Raw genomic sequence first — 16948 nt, forward strand, 5'->3', positions numbered from 1 at the left:
GCACTGCGGAGCTGTCTAAAACACTCCGCACACGAGCAGGACGACAACGCACTTTTCTATCAGATAATGTGCGTGCTGCACGGTGACGATTTCAAATATGACGGCGCTGAACTTGTGACGGACCTTTCCGATGTTATTTTCTACGCAGACTTCTCACAGGTGTTTGACCGAGACGCATCGCACCCTTACTATGCACAGCTCCAAGAGAAGGCTGCGGCACTTTTCACGAACAGAGGTGTGGAGATAGACTTCGGCAACGGTATGCACAAGTACGTTGCGTTTGAGCGCTCCGCAAGCATGAGCAGAAATGCTGTGCTGTCATTTATCCGTGAGGACCTTTTCTGGAAGGTCACAGAGCGCATTCGCCTCGGCATGGAGATAACCAAGTGTCAGCTCAGCAAGCTGTACGCATACAACGGACTTATGCTCTCAGGCGGCATTCGTGTTGATGGAATAAACATCGACAAGCCGCACAGAGTTATCGTTGTGGATAATCAAAAACACACTGTTCACGACACAGATGTTATCACTGTTGAAGACGATGGCAGCGACAATGCCGTTCGGAAGTATCATCGTGTTGAGCACAGGGAGAGTGTGGATATTCTCGGTTATGACGGAGAGGGCATTATCTCCAAGGAGTTCGCCAAGGTCATCAATAAAAAGCTGAACGGCGAGCATACCTCGTTTCAGATACGACTGCCGTACATCAAGGGAATGCTGCATCAGATAGATATTCACGACTTTTTCAAGAGCGCAGGAGTTGTAACGCTCACCGACATCTGGGGAGTTGAGCACAAGGTTGCTGACGTTGATATTATCCTAACCAAGAGTATGTTCAAGGGCTACAGTTGGCTCTGCGATAACAATATGAGCTGGGAGGACTATTGGGACGCATTCCGCAGATACAGGCACGCTCTGTACATCTCTGGTGTAAGCAAAGACAGTCCGCAGAAATTCACGGAGTTGAACTATCAGTTCCTCAATACACTTTCAATGACAGCGGACGAGTTCCGACCTCTCGACCTGCCGCTGTCTTTCCCTGAGAACGACAATCGGCATTGGCTCACCAAAGAAACTGAACGTGAATATTACAGACTTTGCACCGACAGGGAGTACCGCCTGAGCTTCTTCACAGGCAGGAAGTACAGTCGTGGCAGCAAGGACTACTATCTCAAAAATATACTTGAGAAAAATCCGAAGTTCATAGCCGAATCAGTTTACGCTGACAGATTGAAGTCGCGAGCGCAGGCTGTTCTGAAACAATATGCTCTCGGACGTCTTATCGTTGCAGGTGACAATCGCTATCTTTCCGCAGACCTTCTCGGTTTCCTTAAAGATTTTATCCCCAAAAAGGCAAAGCGAAACACAAGTCAGCGCAACTTCTACAACGGTGCGGTGCAGAGTGATTTTGAGAAGAATGCTTTCTATGCTCCGTCAATGGCGTATGCTCACAGCAATGAGTGTACGCTTCTGCGAAATCCGCATATTTCCCGAAACGAAGAGGTGCAGTTACAGGTCTATCCCGATGTTGAGAATATGAGGAAGTATTATCTCAGCCACCTCACCGATGTTGTTATGGTGAACTGGGATTCGCTGACGGCAGAGCGTCTCGGCGGTGCTGACTTCGACGGCGATATGATAAAAACTATCTCCGATCCAATCGTCAACCGATGTGTCAAGCGCAATTCCAAGGCGGATACTCCGCTGTTGAAGATACCAAGTGCTGAACCAGTTATCCGTGATGCCACCGACTGGCAGGCGCGTTTTGAAACGGTCAGGAGCACGTTTTCTTCACGAGTTGGACAGATCTCAAATGCGGCGCTGAACAGAAGTATCATCGCATACAACGAGAACTCCGACGACGAGCTTCGAGACAAATGCCGTGAGGAAACTGAGACTCTTGCTATCCTCACCGGACTTGAAATTGATTCGGCAAAGAGCGGTGTGAAGCCTGATCTGACGGAATATCTCGGCACTAAAACTGTCTCCAAGAGCAAGTTCCTGAAATACAAGAGCCTGCTTGAAAAGAGCGAGGGACGCCGTGCATGGTACGAACCAACCTTTGAGGAACAGTTTGAGAAGTTTTTCGCAGACACGGACTGGGACAAGGTGGACTCCAATGTTGAACGCCTGCCGTACCTTGCATATATGCTTGAAAAGAACACGAAGACTGTCGTTGACAAGCCTGCCGATGACAGCGAACTTTTCACATTTGCAACTGATGAAAACTGGAAGGACAAGCTCAGCAGTGATAAAATGGAGCGGATTAAATCTCTTGTGACGGACTATGAACGCTGCCTTTCGCGCATAAGAGCCTGCGGTCAGCCAGTCAAGGACAGGCAGCGCAGGAACGACATTCAGCGAATTCTGTACAGCCGTGGTCAGGACCGTGAATACGACGCAGATATGCTGTATCCACTGTTTCAGGGCACACCTCCAGAGAGGATAACTGCTATCAGGCAGGAGCTGCAGGCTAAGAACTGGCACCTTACTCCGAAAGAACAGCGTGAAGATTTTCTTGCAGATTTGATACCTGAGCTTGAACGGTACTATCCGCTTTTCAGCGACTTCCGTTTCGGCGGTTACCGTGTTCTCATTGACCTCATAGCTGACATTGACGATGAAAACAACCTCACGGACAGGAAACGGCTTATCCGTGACGGTGATTCGCCTGAGTTCATGCGGCTTATGGAGGCTTACCTCAATAGATCCGTGAATGCGTACTACCGTGACGCTGTTGCTGCTGAGTGCCGAAAGCTCATAGAAGCCATAACAAAGCCTGATGAAGCGGTCAGGTACATAGTGGCTCTGGGCAAAAGAAAAGTGCTCTTCGATCTGCTGTTGGACAGGATCGAAAAGCACGTCAGGAGGGAGAAGTAATGCTGAACGAAATTGAAGAATTCAAGGCTTACACGGTCAAGCCCGTTTACAAGTGCAGCGGCAAGCGTGACCTTTCCTTTCTCGGCCGTTTCAGCTTTGAGATGATGAAGGAGTTCACAGGTTTGAGCCGTGTGCTGACTATAATTGCTCGGGGATATATGTTCAGAAAAGGTGCTCCCGATGTGGTTTATGCACGGCGAGCTCTCTGTGCGTGGTGCAGTATTCCAGACAAAAAAACTGCCGCTCCGAAGGAGGAGTGGCAGTTCAGGACTGATTTTTGCGATTTGCATGAGGAGTTTCCCGAATTGGTGGATAAAACAGGAAAAGGCTGGTTTTACAGGCACGTTCACAAGGTTGAAAGGTTCATCACAAAGAACAGTGAAAACATGAGCAAGACTACTATTTCCAACGCTGAGCCGTTGAAAACTAAATTTGACGCTGCCTGGAGAGATAAGGTGAAGCAGTATCAGGTGTCGCTCTATTCGCCCGAGACCAAAGGTGCGTGGGTGCTGCGGTTTGATGATGTGCTTGCGGATGCTCTGGAGCTTGGACCGCTGGCAGATAAGACTTTTTCCTTCTCTGATGATGAAAAAGAGCGTATACAGGCGCTTCTGCCTGACGGGCTGCCATACGGGGTTGCGGAAATGGTTCTCGCTTACTGCATTGCCAACAAGCCCGATGATTCTGACTATGTTATTCTTCCTGTTTCCAACTTCGATGCTTACTTTGGGAATACTTCTTTCAGCCGCAAGTGGCTCAATATGTTCCCTGACACCTTGCTTGACCGTGACAAACAGAGCTTTGGGGTGTGTAGGGTGAATATCACTTTGTAACCAATATTAAAACTCAAAAATGTAGCATATAATATGCTGCATTTTTATTTTGTTAGCATAATTCCATTGAGAAATCAATAAGTATCAATATATCAAAAAAGTCTCTCGTCTGAGAAGCTCTATGTAAAGTATGCATATTTAAACAATTCCAATAAAATACTCAACAGCAATAGCAACCACAACTACGAGTGCTGAGATGATAAATCCGTGAAGCATTGGTGCAAAGCCTGATTTCTTCATATCCTTGAAGCTTGTGTTAAGCCCGATTGCCGCAAGTGCTGAAATCATAAGAAACTTGCTTACGTCCTTCATTCCCGAAGAAACTGCCACAGGTATTACACCGAAGCTGTTTATAACAGTAAGTGCTAAAAATCCGAGAATAAACCAAGGGATAATTTTTGTAATGCTGAATTTTGCCTTGACTGCCTCGCCGTTTGCTCCGGCTTCCTTGCGTTTAAGATGTGCGTTGATAAGAGCAAAGGTGATAACTGTGGGGATAATTGAAAGTGTACGGGTGAGCTTTACCATTGTGGCAAAATCGCCTGCCGCTTCAGAAAAGGCATATCCTGCCGCAACAACGCTTGATGTATCGTTTACTGCTGTGCCTGCCCATAAACCGTAAGCCATATCGGAAAGTCCCATTGCCTGACCCATAATAGGAAACAGTACAATCATTGCCATATCAAAAAGAAATGTAGCGGACATTGAATAGGCAATATCGCTGTCGTCAGCATCAATAACAGGTGCAATCGCCGCAATAGCCGAACCGCCGCAGATACCTGTTCCTGCCGAAATGAGGTTAGATAATTTCCAGTTGATTTTCAGAGCCTTGCCGACAAAATGTCCGATACCGAAGCAGGTCAGTAGCGTGAACACCATCACGCACAGTGACATTTTTCCAACCTCAAGAACAATGCTGATGTTAAGGCTTGCACCAAGCAGAATAATTGCAAATTTCAGTATCTTCTTCGAGGTGAATTTCAGACCGCCCGAAAAGATTTTGTTTGGTTTCCAGAAGTGATTGATTATCATACCGATGAAAAGTGCTATAACCGACGCACCGATTAAATGAATAGGCAGCAAGCTTTCAATCAGCTTTGCAACCGCTGCTATTGCAAGTGCAAGAGCAAATCCCGGCACTAATTTTACCACGCTTTTTATCTTTTCCATAATGTCCTCCTTGTTTTTTCCTGATGTATTGATTTTACCACAGAAATGTGATAAAATCAAATTATCATTTATTATATGTTGATAAGATAAACTTATCAAGGAGGAAACTATGATTGATACAAGGATTGAAACATTTTTAACGCTGTGCAGAGTGATGAACTACCGTAAAACAGCGGAGCTTTTAAATATGACACAGCCTGCCGTTACACAGCATATCCACTTTCTTGAGGAGCAGTACGGCTGTAAGCTGTTCAGTTACGACCGCAGAACATTGACTATGACCAAAGAGGCTGAACTTCTGCAAAAGTATGCCGAAAATGTCCTGTATCAAGAGAAAAAGCTGAAAGCCGAGCTTAAACACAGTGATGGCGTAAGCCTTTCAATCGGTGCAACAAAAACTATCGGCGAGTATGTTATCGACAAGCATATTTCCGCATTTCTTTCAGTGCCGAAAAACAGTATTTCCGTCAACGTGGAAAACACCGAAACGTTGTTATCGGAATTATCCGCAGGAAAGCTTGATTTTGCACTTATAGAAGGTTATTTCGATAAAAGTAGATACGCTTCAAGGCTTTACAGAAAAGAACCGTTTGTGGGGCTCTGCGGAAAAAATCATCCCTTTGCAAACAAAACTGTTCCGATTGATAAGATATGGATAGAAAATCTTATTCTTCGTGAAGAGGGCAGCGGCACAAGAGATATTCTCGGACAGCTTCTTACAGAATATAATCACTCTTTTGCGGAGTTTGACAGAATTACAACCATCAGCAATTTCGGACTTATTACAAAGCTGTTGGAGAACAACAACTGTATCACATTTGCCTACCGTGCAGTAGGTGAGAATAATGATGCACTTGCTGAATTTTGCATCAAAGGGTGGAATGTTTCCCGTGAATTCAACTATGTTTATCTTGACACTCCATTTTCGGAATATGCGGTAAACTTATTTGAGAATTACAGAGAAAGGAATGCCAGGCAATGAAAAACAGAAGAAATTTAGTGTTAATTCTTGCTTTCCTTAAAGTCAGAGCATTTACCTTTGACGGAGAATATATGATAATATCGCTTGTCCAAACTGTTATGTACCAAGCCTGAGTAATCAGGCTTGTGAGGATTACTCCTCATCTTCGTCGGCTTCCTCGTCAACGGTATCTTCATTTACGGTTTCTTCCTCATATTCCTCCTCGTCCTCATCATAAAGGGACTGCTTCGGAGCTTTCGGCTTTGCCTTGTAAACCTTAAAGTAGTAGAAAGCACCGCCGCCAGCAAGAGCAAGAACACCTACGAGAATAAGGAGAGTGTTATTTCCGCCGCCTTCGCCTTCGTTTTTCTCGGTCTTATCGTTCTTTTCTCCCTCTGAGTTAAGGTAATGCTTGTCGATGTCTGCGCCGCTGAGGATTGCACTGTTGTTTTTCTGAGCATGAAGTCGCTCGCTAAAAGTAGAGTATTCCAGTGTACAACAGAAATGATTGAGAACACACTATGCTGTGAAACAAGACAGGAAAATAATAACCATAGAAGTCGAAAATGAATTGTGAATATTGGGGGATTAATTGACTATACCTCAGAAAAATGATGTATTATTTAACCATTCTTATCGTCCCGTCCGCATTTTCAATGTACGCTCTATGAGTGACAGTATCATAACGTGCAATTGGCTTTCCGCAAATTTTAGCCTTATTCAGTGCTGCTCTGACAGCTTCTATGGCTCTTATATCCATATCTTTATCATCCTGAGTCAGGAAAGCATCTTTTTCTTGAGAATCTATTACTTTGATTGTCATTCCGTTTAATTCTACTACTTTAGCCATTGAAGACCTCCTCTGTATCTGCAACTACCTGTTCTCCGGTGTATATTCTTTTTCCATCAGGATACTCAATATATGGCATTTTCTTATCATGATCATATCCGGAGATAGGGAGTCCCTTAATACTACGTATCTCGTTCTCTATTCTGACTGCTTCAATAAAGCGTCTTGTGAGCTCATCATCGCTTACTCCACAGGTTGAATCCAGTTCATTTAATTCTTCCATAAAGGCTTACCTCCGTGTTTTTCACATATTATATCACATCAGGCTTCATAAATCAATTCTATTACAATAAAATAATAGCATGTTTTTTATTTACAGAGAGATCAATATGTCTGATCACGGACAGCCGTTTAATAACAGTACCATCACTATGATCGATTTGCGTTCCAAACTTTGAGCTTTTCCGCCAATACTAAGAAACACTTAGATTAAATTTCAAAAATATATTTCTATTGACTTGTAGAGTCAAATATGGTATAATAAATTCAGTACAACATGGGAGGTGCTAAATATGCTGTATGATTATCTTCTTGAAACGTTTGGTAAGAATGAACCGATATTCCTTTCGGATATTCGTTATAAGGATTACTCTGATATCTGGCTCAAAAAAGAGCTTGCCAAGCTCTGTGACAGCGGCCAGATCATTCGTTACGAAAGAGGTATCTACTATATCCCTATCAAAACACCGTTTGGAAACAGTATTCTGAATCCAAACAGGATCATTGAGCGAAAGTATTTATCCGAAAAAGGAAAGCGAATCGGGTTTTACACCGGAATCACTGCATTGCAACAGGCAGGTCTTTCTACGCAGATGTCGAATATCCCCGAAATTCAAACGAATAATGAAAACTCTAAGCTCCGCAGAGTTAAAATTGGAAATCAGGAAGTTATTTTACGAAAGGCAAGAGTTACAATAGATAATGACAATATATTCGTTTTGCAGTTCCTTGAAATGATGAACAGCACCTCATCGGGCTATTTTGACGATGAAAGAAAAGCTGTCATCAAAAACTGGATCAGAAAATGTAATATTTCTCAGGAACTTGTTACAAAATATGCGCCGTTTTTTCCTGACAAGGCTTTGCGAAATCTCATAGAAAGCGGAGTGATCTATTATGTTGCATAATGAAAGAATTCACAGTGTGCTGTTATGTCTCGATAAACACTCAAAGAGAAAGGTTGACATCAAAGGAAGTGTATGAAAAAATTTCATCATTTGAACACATTTTTCTGTTGCAATTACTTCGGTAAACCGTTATAATATATGTAAGAGAGGAGGGATTTTCATGTTGATAAATGAAAAGCTCGAAAAAATCAATATGACCAAGTATCGTCTAAGTAAGGACAGCGGAGTGCCACAGGCAACTATCAATGATATTTGCAGCGGAAAAGCCGACCTTGAAAAATGCTCGGCAGGAACACTCTATAAAATAGCAAAAGTTCTCGGAATATCAATAGAGTCTATATTAGACTCAGCCAAAGATGATATTCGCAGTTCCTTTGAAATATTTAAAAGCAATACCTGTCATCATGTAAAGGATATGGGTGATCTGGACTTTATTGTAGTTGTGCTGGAATCCGATGAAGTCCGCAAGCTCTATAACAAGCATTGGTATCCCGAAGCTCTTTATTTACTTGCTATGCTCGATTATTTATCAAGGATTAACGAAATACCGCTTTGTTCCAAGTATAACGATCTTCGCATGAGGAAACTGGAAAAGCCCATATATCCAGTAGGCGTGTTGCTTAACAGCGAGGTTTTAAAATCAGATGAACCTTTGCGAATAGCAGAAAAAGAGGCTATTCCTGAATTCAGAAGATTTAATATTATCGAAAGCGAAGTGAGAAACGTTGTTTGAGCAGCCATTTACAAAAGAAAACCTTGATCAGTATCTGAAGGAACTTGCAAAGGAATTCAGAAAAATTAATGGTAAAAATATGCCTGCCGATATTATTCTTATTGGCGGAGCTTCTGTAGTAATTAATTACGGATTCCGCGAAATGACATATGATATGGACGCAGTTATAAATGCTGCTTCTTCTATGAAAGACGCTATCAATCATGTTGGTGATAAATTCAACTTACCAAACGGTTGGCTGAATACGGATTTCATGAAAACAACGTCATATACTCCGAAAATTGTTCGGTATTCCAAGTTTTACCGCACTTTTTCCAATATTGTTACTTTCCGTACAGTAACAGGCGAATACCTCATAGCAATGAAACTTATGGCAGGTCGTCAATACAAATACGATTTATCCGATATTATCGGCATCTTATGGGAACATGAAAAAGCTAACAATCCAATTACCATAGATATGATAAGAGAAGCAGTAAGTAATCTATATGATTCTTATGATAAACTTCCTGAACACTCCAGAATTTTTATTGAGAAAGCAATTTCTGATAAGAGTTATGAGGAAATGTATAAAAGTGTAAGGCGAATGGAAGCTGATAATAAGGATATTCTTTTACAGTTCCAAGAAGACTATCCGGATGCTGCAAATACCGATAATGTTAATGATATTCTTGCTGCAATAAAGAAGAAAAAGGAAACCACTCAGAACTAAGAAAGGCTTCGCTCAGGATTGCTCCTGAGCGGTAATGTCATATGAGCTTTCTAAGCAATTCCAAGTGCATATCAACCTTTTTCACGATGTTATATCCGTCACCGCAGTAGAAGTCGATGAGCCATTCGCGGCAGGTTATGAGTCCTGTCTGTACTATTACTGAACGGAGACTGCCTTTCACTATCCATCGGTCCACGGCATTGGGAGTGTAGCCTGTTATGGTTGACACCTCCGTGATAGTCAGCACATCAGGTACATCGAACCACACATCGTTCAGCTGTTCACGGAAACACTCCGGCGGTCGCTGCGGCTGAACCCTTTCTGCTGCGTTCTCAGTCCGTATTATATATTCGATAACGTCATCGAGCTTCACAGCGTATCGGCGAGTTTTATTGCAGTTATTAGTGCAAGGAATAGCTCCGCTTTGGAGGAGCCATGCACACTTCCGCTTGCTGATATGGAGTATCTTACGAAGCTGTTCTCCCGATATCACTTCGGGGAACTCATCGTACAGGTAGCTGTAATCATTCATCCTTGCCGCCTCGCTTTATCGAACGTGCAGGTTCATCATCGCAGTGCTTGAGCAGATAGTCGATGAGGTCATCCTTGCTAAGTATGTATCCGCCCTGATACACGAAGGAGCGAAGTTCGCCGCTGTGTATGAGTTCGTAGACTCTGTTCTTTCCAAGCGGAGACCACCTGGCGGCTTTTATCGGTGATAATATCTCGGGACATCTTCTGAGCATACGCTCTAATTCTCTACGTTTTTCTTCCTTGTTCATTGTCACTTTTTCCTTTCATTTTTCGCTTTAGCCGCCTGAAATTTCTCGCAGTTTTCTCGCACTTTTCTCGCAAATTTCCGAATTCTCGCAGAAAAGTGCTCAAAATCAGGGAAAAACGGCGTTTTTTTAAGACGATAAGTGACCAAATGGGAAGTTTTATAATTTGCTCGAAATCATGATGCCCCTTGAGGGACGTGGGTTCGAATCCCACCCACTGCGCCATCTTAGCCGAATAAAAATATTGACACGGCTAAAAAGTCGAAAGAAACTATAAAAAACGAATGTTGACATTGGGCTATTTTACCACTTTGGTGGGAGTTGACCCCTCACACGAGCTTGTTTCCAGCCCACTCAAGGTCGAAATACAGGTAAATCTCGATTTTATCAGTAAAAAATAGTATACAAAGTTTCGGACTCGGTTTTAGTGGTTTTCACGAAATGTGAAAACACTGGGATCGAGTCCTTTTTTGTTTCCCCGAACGCCAATTGATAGTAAACCTCTCAGCGATTTATGAGCCGTTTCTGACGGCATTGGTGGTTGGTCGGGAAACTGCGCCACCGAGAGCGATTGAAGCCGCTGTGAGCGATTTTTGAGCCTCCTGTGAGGCAGATACATAGAAAGCAGATCACGCCTGCAGTCTATGGAATAATTATGACAGGAGGAAAACAGATGAACAAATTCTACATGAACGGTAAGCTGATACACAAGGCTTCCGATCACAACACCAAACGTTGTGAGGTCGAGAAATGGGTATTTCTTCCTCACTCCGACTTTGAAAGGCTGAAAGCAAACCCATATCAGGAGCATGAAGCGATAACTGCCGCCAGGGACCTTATGTACGAGGACAATAATGCCTACCACTGCATAATGCTGCTTGATGAGTACGGCGAAGACGGACTGCTCATCGAAGCGGAAGGATTTGATTATCCTCGCCTTTCCATGTTCGTACCTGATGCTAAGTCGATCTACGAAAGGTACCAGACTTCCGAACCCGAACTGAAACTTCACGACATGATCAAGGATACTGTTGAAAAGATCGCTGAACTTGCTCACACAGACAAGACAGACTTCACATCGGCTGATATGATCGACATGGACGAGGTCGAGAGTCTTGTCAAAAATGCTATCGTACAGCAGCTCGCTCAGAGGTATGATATCAAAATGGCTAAGAATACGGATATCGGCGTAGACTTTCAGCCGGATATCCATGTTGAGGCTGAGAAGCTCACCGAGCTGAAGTTCTACTGTCCCCTTAAGGTTCAGCGAGAAATCAGACCTTCATTTGATGAGGATGAAGACGAATTCTTTGAGGACACCGAGGAACTCTCGGATTTCGAGGTACTTGAGTACGAAAGTGAGATCAGCGGAGCTATTGAGGCATATCAGTCAGACGAGGAAGAAAACCGTGGAATAATGGCATATCTCGGCGACAGAAAGCGTTTCGCAGATAAGGTCTACTCCATATTCCCCTCCGTTGAGAATGTCGGCGACAGGCTCATGGGAGTGTTTACCTGCCAGATCTGCGGTGAGCTTGACAGTTACGAGTATGACGAATTGCTTCAAGAGCTCCGTGGACAAGCAAGTGATGGGTGGGCCGAGTCTTTTGAGCAGCATGAGATCCACACTTCCGAGGGAGATATCTACGTCAGCTTCTATGACACCTGCGGTGCATGGGAACTTATGACTGAGGAAGAAGTAAAGGCGGCTCCTGAGTCACCGTCAGAGGATATCGGCATGAGAATGTGAGGTGAGCTACTTAATGATAAACGTTAATATCCGATATAAGGGAAAAGAACTATCAACAATATTACCTAAATGTAATGATGAGCTGAGAGCAGATCTGAAAAAGGCAGGAATAGACCTGCCTGCTGAAAAACTAAAGCTCAGAAGCAGTGCCAAAGAACAGTATCTTGTCGGTCTCTATACCAATAACCCACTTGATGATCTCATTATAGATAGATTATGTAATAATGATAATCTATTTGAACTCAATAATCTTTGTGGAATTCTGGATAACATTGCAGATCATGATTTAATTTTTAAAACCATCTTATGTAGTGATGCCAGATGTATAAACGGCATCAAAAAATTGTTTGCAGATCACTTTATGGAGTTTTCTGATAAGCTGGTGTTGAACACACATCTTGAGGAGAAACCTGCCACTTTTAATGTTAAAAAATGTGTAATCGAAAAGGCAATTGCCGTAACTCATAAAAACTTCGAGCATATCTCACGGTTCCCTTTTATGAGTTTGGCGTTTCTAGAAAGAAACAAGGATTTCATGTACTATGATGACGAGGAAAATATGTATCACTGCATTCTCCTCTATGATATCGATTTTGGTGATTGGATACTTATAGAATCTGAGGGTAGCACCTACACACGATACGCTCAGTATATACCACAGGCCAAATACATTTATGAACAGTTTCTCGATTCTCACTTGAACGAAATACACCTTTGCTGTCCAATAGAAATATATCAGCATATCAAGGATCATCCGAAGGATAACTGTATTCTTGATAATGCAGATATGGCTGGATATGCGGATGATATCAACACCTTCATCCGTGAAAATGATCTTCCTGCAGAACATAAGCGTGGTCTTAAGTTCACATATTTCATACATACAATTCTTAGATTTTAAATATGAATCACTAATTAAGGATAAAACATAATCCTGCTCCTTAATTGTTTGCATATACGTTTCAATGCTATCTTTATACTCTAATTCTCTGGTATCACGAACGATATTAATATGCTTGTTTCTTATTGGAATGTCTCTGTCTATTATATCTGCTATGTTACTATCATTCCAGCAATACGATAAGAATATATTAATGTCCTTTTTTTCAATAGCCAAATGTGAATCATTGTCATAGTAATATGCTTTGTTATTTAAAGTGACTTTAGTTTTTGATGGTGATACTGTAATATAATCAATCTTTTCTCCATCTATACTACAATTCGCATATTTAATAAAATCACAATAATCTGGAAACAAATTTTTTAGCTTTTCATAAACGCCAGTTATATCGTAATGGGAACCTTTTATTTTGATTGAAACACCAGTATCTTCTACTCCAAATACAATTACTCCGCCATTTGAATTCATAAAAGAACATATCAAACGTCCAAGATAATCTAACTCTTTAGCAGGATAAATAAAAACAGTATTTTTTATTTCACTGTAGTCTTTTAAGTATTTCATGATGGTTTCATACATTTATTATCCCTCACTTGTATAAATTTTTTAACGGAAAACATGTTATTCCTGTAGTTTTTAATAAGTCTTTTAAGGTAATTTGTTTAACGCTATTTCCGTCGTCTGTCCATAATTCATATTCGTAATCATCTACTGCATCAAATTCAGCGTCTTCAAAGAAAATTACTTTATTGTAATCTCTTGGTCGAATTACAATTCGTATGTCTTTATTTGCTTTTTTTTGCAAAAAAGACTGTTTTGGAGGCTCGTTCGTCCTTCCATTTTTCTAATGTTTCACTTACACTGTATATAGGATTCTTCTTTAATACGTTGTAAACATTTCCGATACTTCTTTCAATCATCTCTTGAACTCTTTGTGCTAAATATGGACTATGAGAAGTTATGTGTTTGAGTAATTTCTTAGCTTTTTCTGGAAGGTCCTTATCTTCATTAAGCAGTTGGGCTAATTCTCCTATGCTTGAAATAACGGAGTCTAATTGATCCATGCTTAGATTGTTATTTTTCATAGCGGTTTCAACTTGGTTGGCAATCTCCAATTTCTTTATCGTATCTTCTGGTTTACATAATAAATGCTGTTTTTCGTATATATCAGGGAATAATTGCTTTGCTTCTTCTTGATGCCTCATAAACCAAATAATTAGTTTTGTAAAAGTTTGCTGAGTTTCATTACTTCGTCTGAAATTTGAATTACTGTTTTCTTTTGTTAGTTCTTCCCTAATCTTACTACTGATTTTTTCAGCAATGTAATTGTTATTCCTTGATTCAAATACTGGGTAACGCACAAGATTTTTATTAATTAATTCTTCTTCCACATTACCACCTAAATTGCAAAGAATTTCTTTTAATTCTTCATCTATATCATCATAGTATATCATGATGCCGAAAAAGGACGGTCTGGAATGCTGCGCAGAGCTTCGGCAGCGTACCAATGTACCGATAATCATGCTTACTGCAAAGGATAGTGAGCTTGATTACGTTCAGGGTATCACTACCGGCAGCGACGATTATCTTACAAAGCCATTCAGACCAACGATACTTCTTATGAAGATAAAAGCACTGCTCAGAAGAATGAATATGGACAGAACGAGTGAAGCAAACGGCGGAAATCTTTCGTTTGGAGATCTTTCCTTCGATTCGGAAAAGAACATCATGTATTGCAGAAAACGGCAGATGAGTCTTACAAGACTTGAACAGCAGGTGCTGGTGTATATGATGACTATCCCCGATAAAGCTTTTTCTCGTGACGAGCTTCTTGAAAATATATGGGGGTATACCAACGCAGTCGAGTCGAGAGTCGTAGATGAAATGCTCCGCCGTGTACGAAAGAAACTGTCCATTGCTGAAAGCAGTGTAACTATCGGGACAGTCTGGGGCTATGGATATCAGCTAAAACTTGAAGGAGCAGAATAATGAAAAGGATAAAATATAAGCTGCTGCTTCTGATATTGCTTTCAAACACACTGCTTTTTCTTGTAATAACTGTGGCTTTCAATTTACTGATACCGCAAGCCTACAAGCGTGACGCTGAAAAAGCTCTTATGAGAGAGTATGAACTCTTTGCAAATGATACCGAGCATAGTTATTCTCCGACTTATCTTTCAGGCAGTATATCATATATGTTCCTTGATGAGAACGGCAAGCTTTATATTGACGAAAAAGATATTTATAACAGCCTTAAACAGTATCGCAGCAAACTGAACAAGGAACGGTCTGAGATAAGTGATTTCTGTGAAGATGTTGAAATATCAGGCGGACAATGCTATACATATAAAACTACGGGCTCATACTATGTAATGACAGGTTTTTATATGAATATAGTCGAAAATGATATGATAGTGATAATGTATATCAATATTAAGCCGTTTTTGGATCACACTCATACTCTTGATCTGGTTATTTTTCTGCTGTATATCTGTGTATCTGTTCTTATGAGCATTATCGGATCTAAAATCGGAAGCATATTAGATGCATCAAGAGAAGCTGAGAAAAAATTCTTTCAGAATTCTTCACACGAATTAAAAACTCCGCTGATGTCAATACAGGGATATGCGGAAGGAATACAGATGGAGGTCGACGAACCGAAAAAAGCTGCATCAGTAATATTAAGAGAAAGCGAGCGTATGGCAAAGCTTGTCGATGAATCGCTTTATATTTCAAGGATAGACGCAAATCAGCTTGAGCTGCATATGAAGGAAATAGACATACATGAGATAATATATGATTGTATACGCTTTGCAGAACCTCTTGCAGAAAAGAAACAGTGCGCAGTCGTTCCGAAATTCAGTGAAGAGACGCAGCTTGTCAAATGCGATGAGGAACAGATAATGCGTGCAATATCCAATATAGTCATAAATGCGGTATATCATTGCTGTACGGAAGTTATCGTTTCATGTGTGAACGATAAAAAAGATATAGTAATGACTGTGCGTAACGATGGTGAATCGATCCAACCTGATATGCTGCCACATATTTTTGATCGTTTTTATACAGGACATAAGGGCGGCTCAGGTATCGGTCTTTCAATTGCACACGAAATAATAATGCTTCACAACAGAAGAATTGAAGCTGTAAATGAAAAAAACGGTACTGTTTTCAAAATCGTTCTTCCAATTAAATAGTTAAAAGGCACTTGCCGAAGCAAAGTATCAATAGAATATGGTTCATGATGATTTATTGAGGTTGCGGTGCTTTTAGAAAAACTGTTATAAAGAACTTTAGATCATATCCTACAAACCTGCAGAGCATTTCTTGTTCAGTTTTTTCTGTATTCCGATGGGGTCATACCAAACAGACTCTTGAATTTGCGGCAGAAATACCCTATATTTTCAAATCCTGTATCGGCAGCAATGGCTGAAACGCTCTTTTCGGTATCCGAAAGCAGCCTTGCCGCACATTTGAGTCTGTATTCTATCAGATAGTTGACAGGAGAAGTGTGAAGATACTGCTTAAAAAGCTCCAGAACGCTGCTTTTGCTGAGGGAGATTACAGCCGCAAGCTCATCAAGGGTGATCTGACGGGCATAATTGGTATGGATATACTGCAGGATCATCTGCAATCTCGAACGTGTCAGAGATGTAGTGCTTTGTGACGAGACTTGTCTCGCCGGGGCGGAGATCTCATATATAAGTCTCCATAATTCAAGTAATGCACTGACAGTTTTTATCTCATTATCACTTTCGCTTTGCAGGTCAAATATCTCTTTCATAATAAAAATGATCTTCTGTTCGGCGCTGTTTTTCCGTGTGAAAACCATACATCCATTTGTCGAGTTGATGACAGGTTCGATATATTTTTCGTATATCAGGCTGCCCTCGTCTGCAAGCAAACATGGCGAGAATACAATGTTCGGAATGACCGTACTGCCTTCGCATTCAAGACGGTGTATCACTCTGGAATTAATGAAAACGCCTTCGCCTTCATGAAGTACATACCTTTTGCAGCCTGCCAGTAGGTAAGCTGTTCCTCTTTCCACAAGGATAAACTCCACCTCGCTGTGCCAGTGCCAGTCGATCGTATGAAGCTCAAACTCCCATATATCTTCATAATAGTATCTGAACGGATACTCATTACTTCCGTGAGCGACTGTTTCACGGAAAGTTTCGTCCGCTGATATTTTCGGATAGCTGCTGTCAGGCATATATTCACCGTCCTCTCTATTATTTGTGATATTGTG

The 16948-nt window shown here is 41.4% G+C and carries 18 protein-coding genes and 1 pseudogene; 10 read left to right on the forward strand and 9 right to left on the reverse strand.

The genetic code is table 11. The features are described 5' to 3' along the window. Together BLW60_RS11220 and BLW60_RS11225 are read left to right on the forward strand one after the other, a co-directional pair. Positions 1–2880, forward strand: a 2880-nt coding sequence (locus tag BLW60_RS11220) for an RNA dependent RNA polymerase (RefSeq protein WP_242872872.1), incomplete at its 5' end; no start/stop codon positions are given. Continuing rightward, positions 2880–3713, forward strand: coding sequence for a hypothetical protein (locus BLW60_RS11225; RefSeq protein WP_031561568.1), 834 nt, complete (start codon positions 2880–2882; stop codon positions 3711–3713). The genes BLW60_RS11220 and BLW60_RS11225, both read left to right, overlap by 1 nt. Positions 3714–3851: 138 nt before the next feature. Here the strand turns inward: BLW60_RS11225 and BLW60_RS11230 are convergent, their stop codons facing one another. Further along, positions 3852–4883, reverse strand: coding sequence for a YeiH family protein (locus BLW60_RS11230; RefSeq protein WP_031561569.1), 1032 nt, complete (start codon positions 4881–4883; stop codon positions 3852–3854). A 109-nt stretch (positions 4884–4992) separates the two neighbouring features. On the opposite strand from BLW60_RS11230, the gene BLW60_RS11235 reads away from it, so the two are divergent. Next, entirely contained in the window at positions 4993–5865 is an 873-nt protein-coding gene (locus BLW60_RS11235) for a LysR family transcriptional regulator (protein ID WP_074717389.1), read from the forward strand. 132 nt (positions 5866–5997) lie between these two features. Here BLW60_RS11235 and BLW60_RS17410 read toward each other — a convergent pair whose 3' ends face one another. The 3 genes from BLW60_RS17410 to BLW60_RS11250 all read right to left on the reverse strand — a co-directional run bounded on the left by BLW60_RS17410 (position 5998) and on the right by BLW60_RS11250 (position 6917). Continuing rightward, a complete protein-coding gene (locus BLW60_RS17410) occupies positions 5998–6336 on the reverse strand; it encodes a CD1107 family mobile element protein (protein ID WP_080706783.1) in 339 nt (112 codons plus the stop codon). Between the two features lie 127 nt (positions 6337–6463). Then, a complete protein-coding gene (locus tag BLW60_RS11245; protein ID WP_074717391.1) occupies positions 6464–6694 on the reverse strand; it encodes a hypothetical protein in 231 nt (76 codons plus the stop codon). Then, entirely contained in the window at positions 6687–6917 is a 231-nt protein-coding gene (locus BLW60_RS11250; protein ID WP_051629788.1) for a hypothetical protein, read from the reverse strand. Before BLW60_RS11250 ends, BLW60_RS11245 begins: the two co-directional genes overlap by 8 nt. Positions 6918–7206: 289 nt before the next feature. Here BLW60_RS11250 and BLW60_RS11255 point away from each other — a divergent pair, with 289 nt between their 5' ends. The 3 genes from BLW60_RS11255 to BLW60_RS11265 all read left to right on the forward strand — a co-directional run bounded on the left by BLW60_RS11255 (position 7207) and on the right by BLW60_RS11265 (position 9266). Then, complete coding sequence (locus BLW60_RS11255; protein ID WP_031561574.1) at positions 7207–7821, forward strand: DUF6088 family protein; 615 nt, start codon at positions 7207–7209, stop codon at positions 7819–7821. A gap of 160 nt (positions 7822–7981) precedes the next feature. Beyond that, positions 7982–8554, forward strand: coding sequence for a helix-turn-helix transcriptional regulator (locus BLW60_RS11260; protein WP_031561575.1), 573 nt, complete (start codon positions 7982–7984; stop codon positions 8552–8554). Next, a complete protein-coding gene (locus tag BLW60_RS11265; RefSeq protein WP_031561576.1) occupies positions 8547–9266 on the forward strand; it encodes a DUF6036 family nucleotidyltransferase in 720 nt (239 codons plus the stop codon). The genes BLW60_RS11260 and BLW60_RS11265 overlap by 8 nt, the downstream gene beginning before the upstream one ends. 37 nt (positions 9267–9303) lie before the next feature. On the opposite strand, the gene BLW60_RS11270 is transcribed toward BLW60_RS11265, so the two are convergent. Next, positions 9304–9798, reverse strand: coding sequence for a hypothetical protein (locus tag BLW60_RS11270; protein ID WP_074717392.1), 495 nt, complete (start codon positions 9796–9798; stop codon positions 9304–9306). Continuing rightward, a complete protein-coding gene (locus BLW60_RS11275; protein ID WP_031561577.1) occupies positions 9791–10048 on the reverse strand; it encodes a MerR family transcriptional regulator in 258 nt (85 codons plus the stop codon). The genes BLW60_RS11270 and BLW60_RS11275 overlap by 8 nt, the downstream gene beginning before the upstream one ends. A 670-nt stretch (positions 10049–10718) precedes the next feature. On the opposite strand from BLW60_RS11275, the gene BLW60_RS11280 reads away from it, so the two are divergent. Further along, positions 10719–11795: a DUF6329 domain-containing protein gene (locus BLW60_RS11280; RefSeq protein WP_074717394.1), complete on the forward strand. Its 1077-nt coding sequence runs from the start codon at positions 10719–10721 to the stop codon at positions 11793–11795. Between the two features lie 13 nt (positions 11796–11808). After that, positions 11809–12696 carry a DUF6329 domain-containing protein gene (locus BLW60_RS17195; protein ID WP_242872873.1) on the forward strand — a complete coding sequence of 296 codons (888 nt, stop codon included), beginning with the start codon at positions 11809–11811 and terminating at the stop codon, positions 12694–12696. 30 nt (positions 12697–12726) lie between these two features. Here BLW60_RS17195 and BLW60_RS17415 read toward each other — a convergent pair. Both BLW60_RS17415 and BLW60_RS11295 read right to left on the reverse strand, forming a co-directional pair. Then, a pseudogene (locus BLW60_RS17415) lies at positions 12727–13275 on the reverse strand (AlbA family DNA-binding domain-containing protein); the annotation flags it as partial. Positions 13276–13481: 206 nt separating this feature from the next. Next, complete coding sequence (locus tag BLW60_RS11295; protein ID WP_074717402.1) at positions 13482–14150, reverse strand: hypothetical protein; 669 nt, start codon at positions 14148–14150, stop codon at positions 13482–13484. Between BLW60_RS11295 and BLW60_RS11300 the strand changes: the two genes are divergently transcribed. Together BLW60_RS11300 and BLW60_RS11305 are read left to right on the forward strand one after the other, a co-directional pair. Beyond that, the gene (locus BLW60_RS11300; RefSeq protein WP_074717403.1) at positions 14149–14685 is read left to right on the forward strand and encodes a response regulator transcription factor; all 537 of its coding nucleotides are present in this window, start codon (positions 14149–14151) and stop codon (positions 14683–14685) included. The two genes, BLW60_RS11295 and BLW60_RS11300, sit on opposite strands and share 2 nt — an antisense overlap. Continuing rightward, the gene (locus tag BLW60_RS11305; protein WP_074717404.1) at positions 14685–15893 is read left to right on the forward strand and encodes a sensor histidine kinase; all 1209 of its coding nucleotides are present in this window, start codon (positions 14685–14687) and stop codon (positions 15891–15893) included. The genes BLW60_RS11300 and BLW60_RS11305 overlap by 1 nt, the downstream gene beginning before the upstream one ends. A gap of 134 nt (positions 15894–16027) precedes the next feature. Here BLW60_RS11305 and BLW60_RS11310 read toward each other — a convergent pair whose 3' ends face one another. Next, positions 16028–16912, reverse strand: coding sequence for an AraC family transcriptional regulator (locus tag BLW60_RS11310; protein WP_074717405.1), 885 nt, complete (start codon positions 16910–16912; stop codon positions 16028–16030). Positions 16913–16948: the final 36 nt, after the last annotated feature.

Source organism: Ruminococcus flavefaciens, from assembly GCF_900108555.1.
GTDB lineage: Bacteria > Bacillota > Clostridia > Oscillospirales > Ruminococcaceae > Ruminococcus > Ruminococcus flavefaciens_P.

Excerpts from the sequence above, each read along its gene's own strand:
- BLW60_RS11225 (WP_031561568.1), top strand. The coding sequence starts at position 2,880 with ATGCTGAACGAAATTGAAGAATTCAAGGCTTACACGGTCAAGCCCGTT.
- BLW60_RS11230 (WP_031561569.1), bottom strand. The coding sequence starts at position 4,883 with ATGGAAAAGATAAAAAGCGTGGTAAAATTAGTGCCGGGATTTGCTCTT.
- BLW60_RS11235 (WP_074717389.1), top strand. The coding sequence starts at position 4,993 with ATGATTGATACAAGGATTGAAACATTTTTAACGCTGTGCAGAGTGATG.
- BLW60_RS11245 (WP_074717391.1), bottom strand. The coding sequence starts at position 6,694 with ATGGCTAAAGTAGTAGAATTAAACGGAATGACAATCAAAGTAATAGAT.
- BLW60_RS11250 (WP_051629788.1), bottom strand. The coding sequence starts at position 6,917 with ATGGAAGAATTAAATGAACTGGATTCAACCTGTGGAGTAAGCGATGAT.
- BLW60_RS11255 (WP_031561574.1), top strand. The coding sequence starts at position 7,207 with ATGCTGTATGATTATCTTCTTGAAACGTTTGGTAAGAATGAACCGATA.
- BLW60_RS11260 (WP_031561575.1), top strand. The coding sequence starts at position 7,982 with ATGTTGATAAATGAAAAGCTCGAAAAAATCAATATGACCAAGTATCGT.
- BLW60_RS11270 (WP_074717392.1), bottom strand. The coding sequence starts at position 9,798 with ATGAATGATTACAGCTACCTGTACGATGAGTTCCCCGAAGTGATATCG.
- BLW60_RS11275 (WP_031561577.1), bottom strand. The coding sequence starts at position 10,048 with ATGAACAAGGAAGAAAAACGTAGAGAATTAGAGCGTATGCTCAGAAGA.
- BLW60_RS11280 (WP_074717394.1), top strand. The coding sequence starts at position 10,719 with ATGAACAAATTCTACATGAACGGTAAGCTGATACACAAGGCTTCCGAT.
- BLW60_RS17195 (WP_242872873.1), top strand. The coding sequence starts at position 11,809 with ATGATAAACGTTAATATCCGATATAAGGGAAAAGAACTATCAACAATA.
- BLW60_RS11300 (WP_074717403.1), top strand. The coding sequence starts at position 14,149 with ATGATGCCGAAAAAGGACGGTCTGGAATGCTGCGCAGAGCTTCGGCAG.
- BLW60_RS11295 (WP_074717402.1), bottom strand. The coding sequence starts at position 14,150 with ATGATATACTATGATGATATAGATGAAGAATTAAAAGAAATTCTTTGC.
- BLW60_RS11305 (WP_074717404.1), top strand. The coding sequence starts at position 14,685 with ATGAAAAGGATAAAATATAAGCTGCTGCTTCTGATATTGCTTTCAAAC.
- BLW60_RS11310 (WP_074717405.1), bottom strand. The coding sequence starts at position 16,912 with ATGCCTGACAGCAGCTATCCGAAAATATCAGCGGACGAAACTTTCCGT.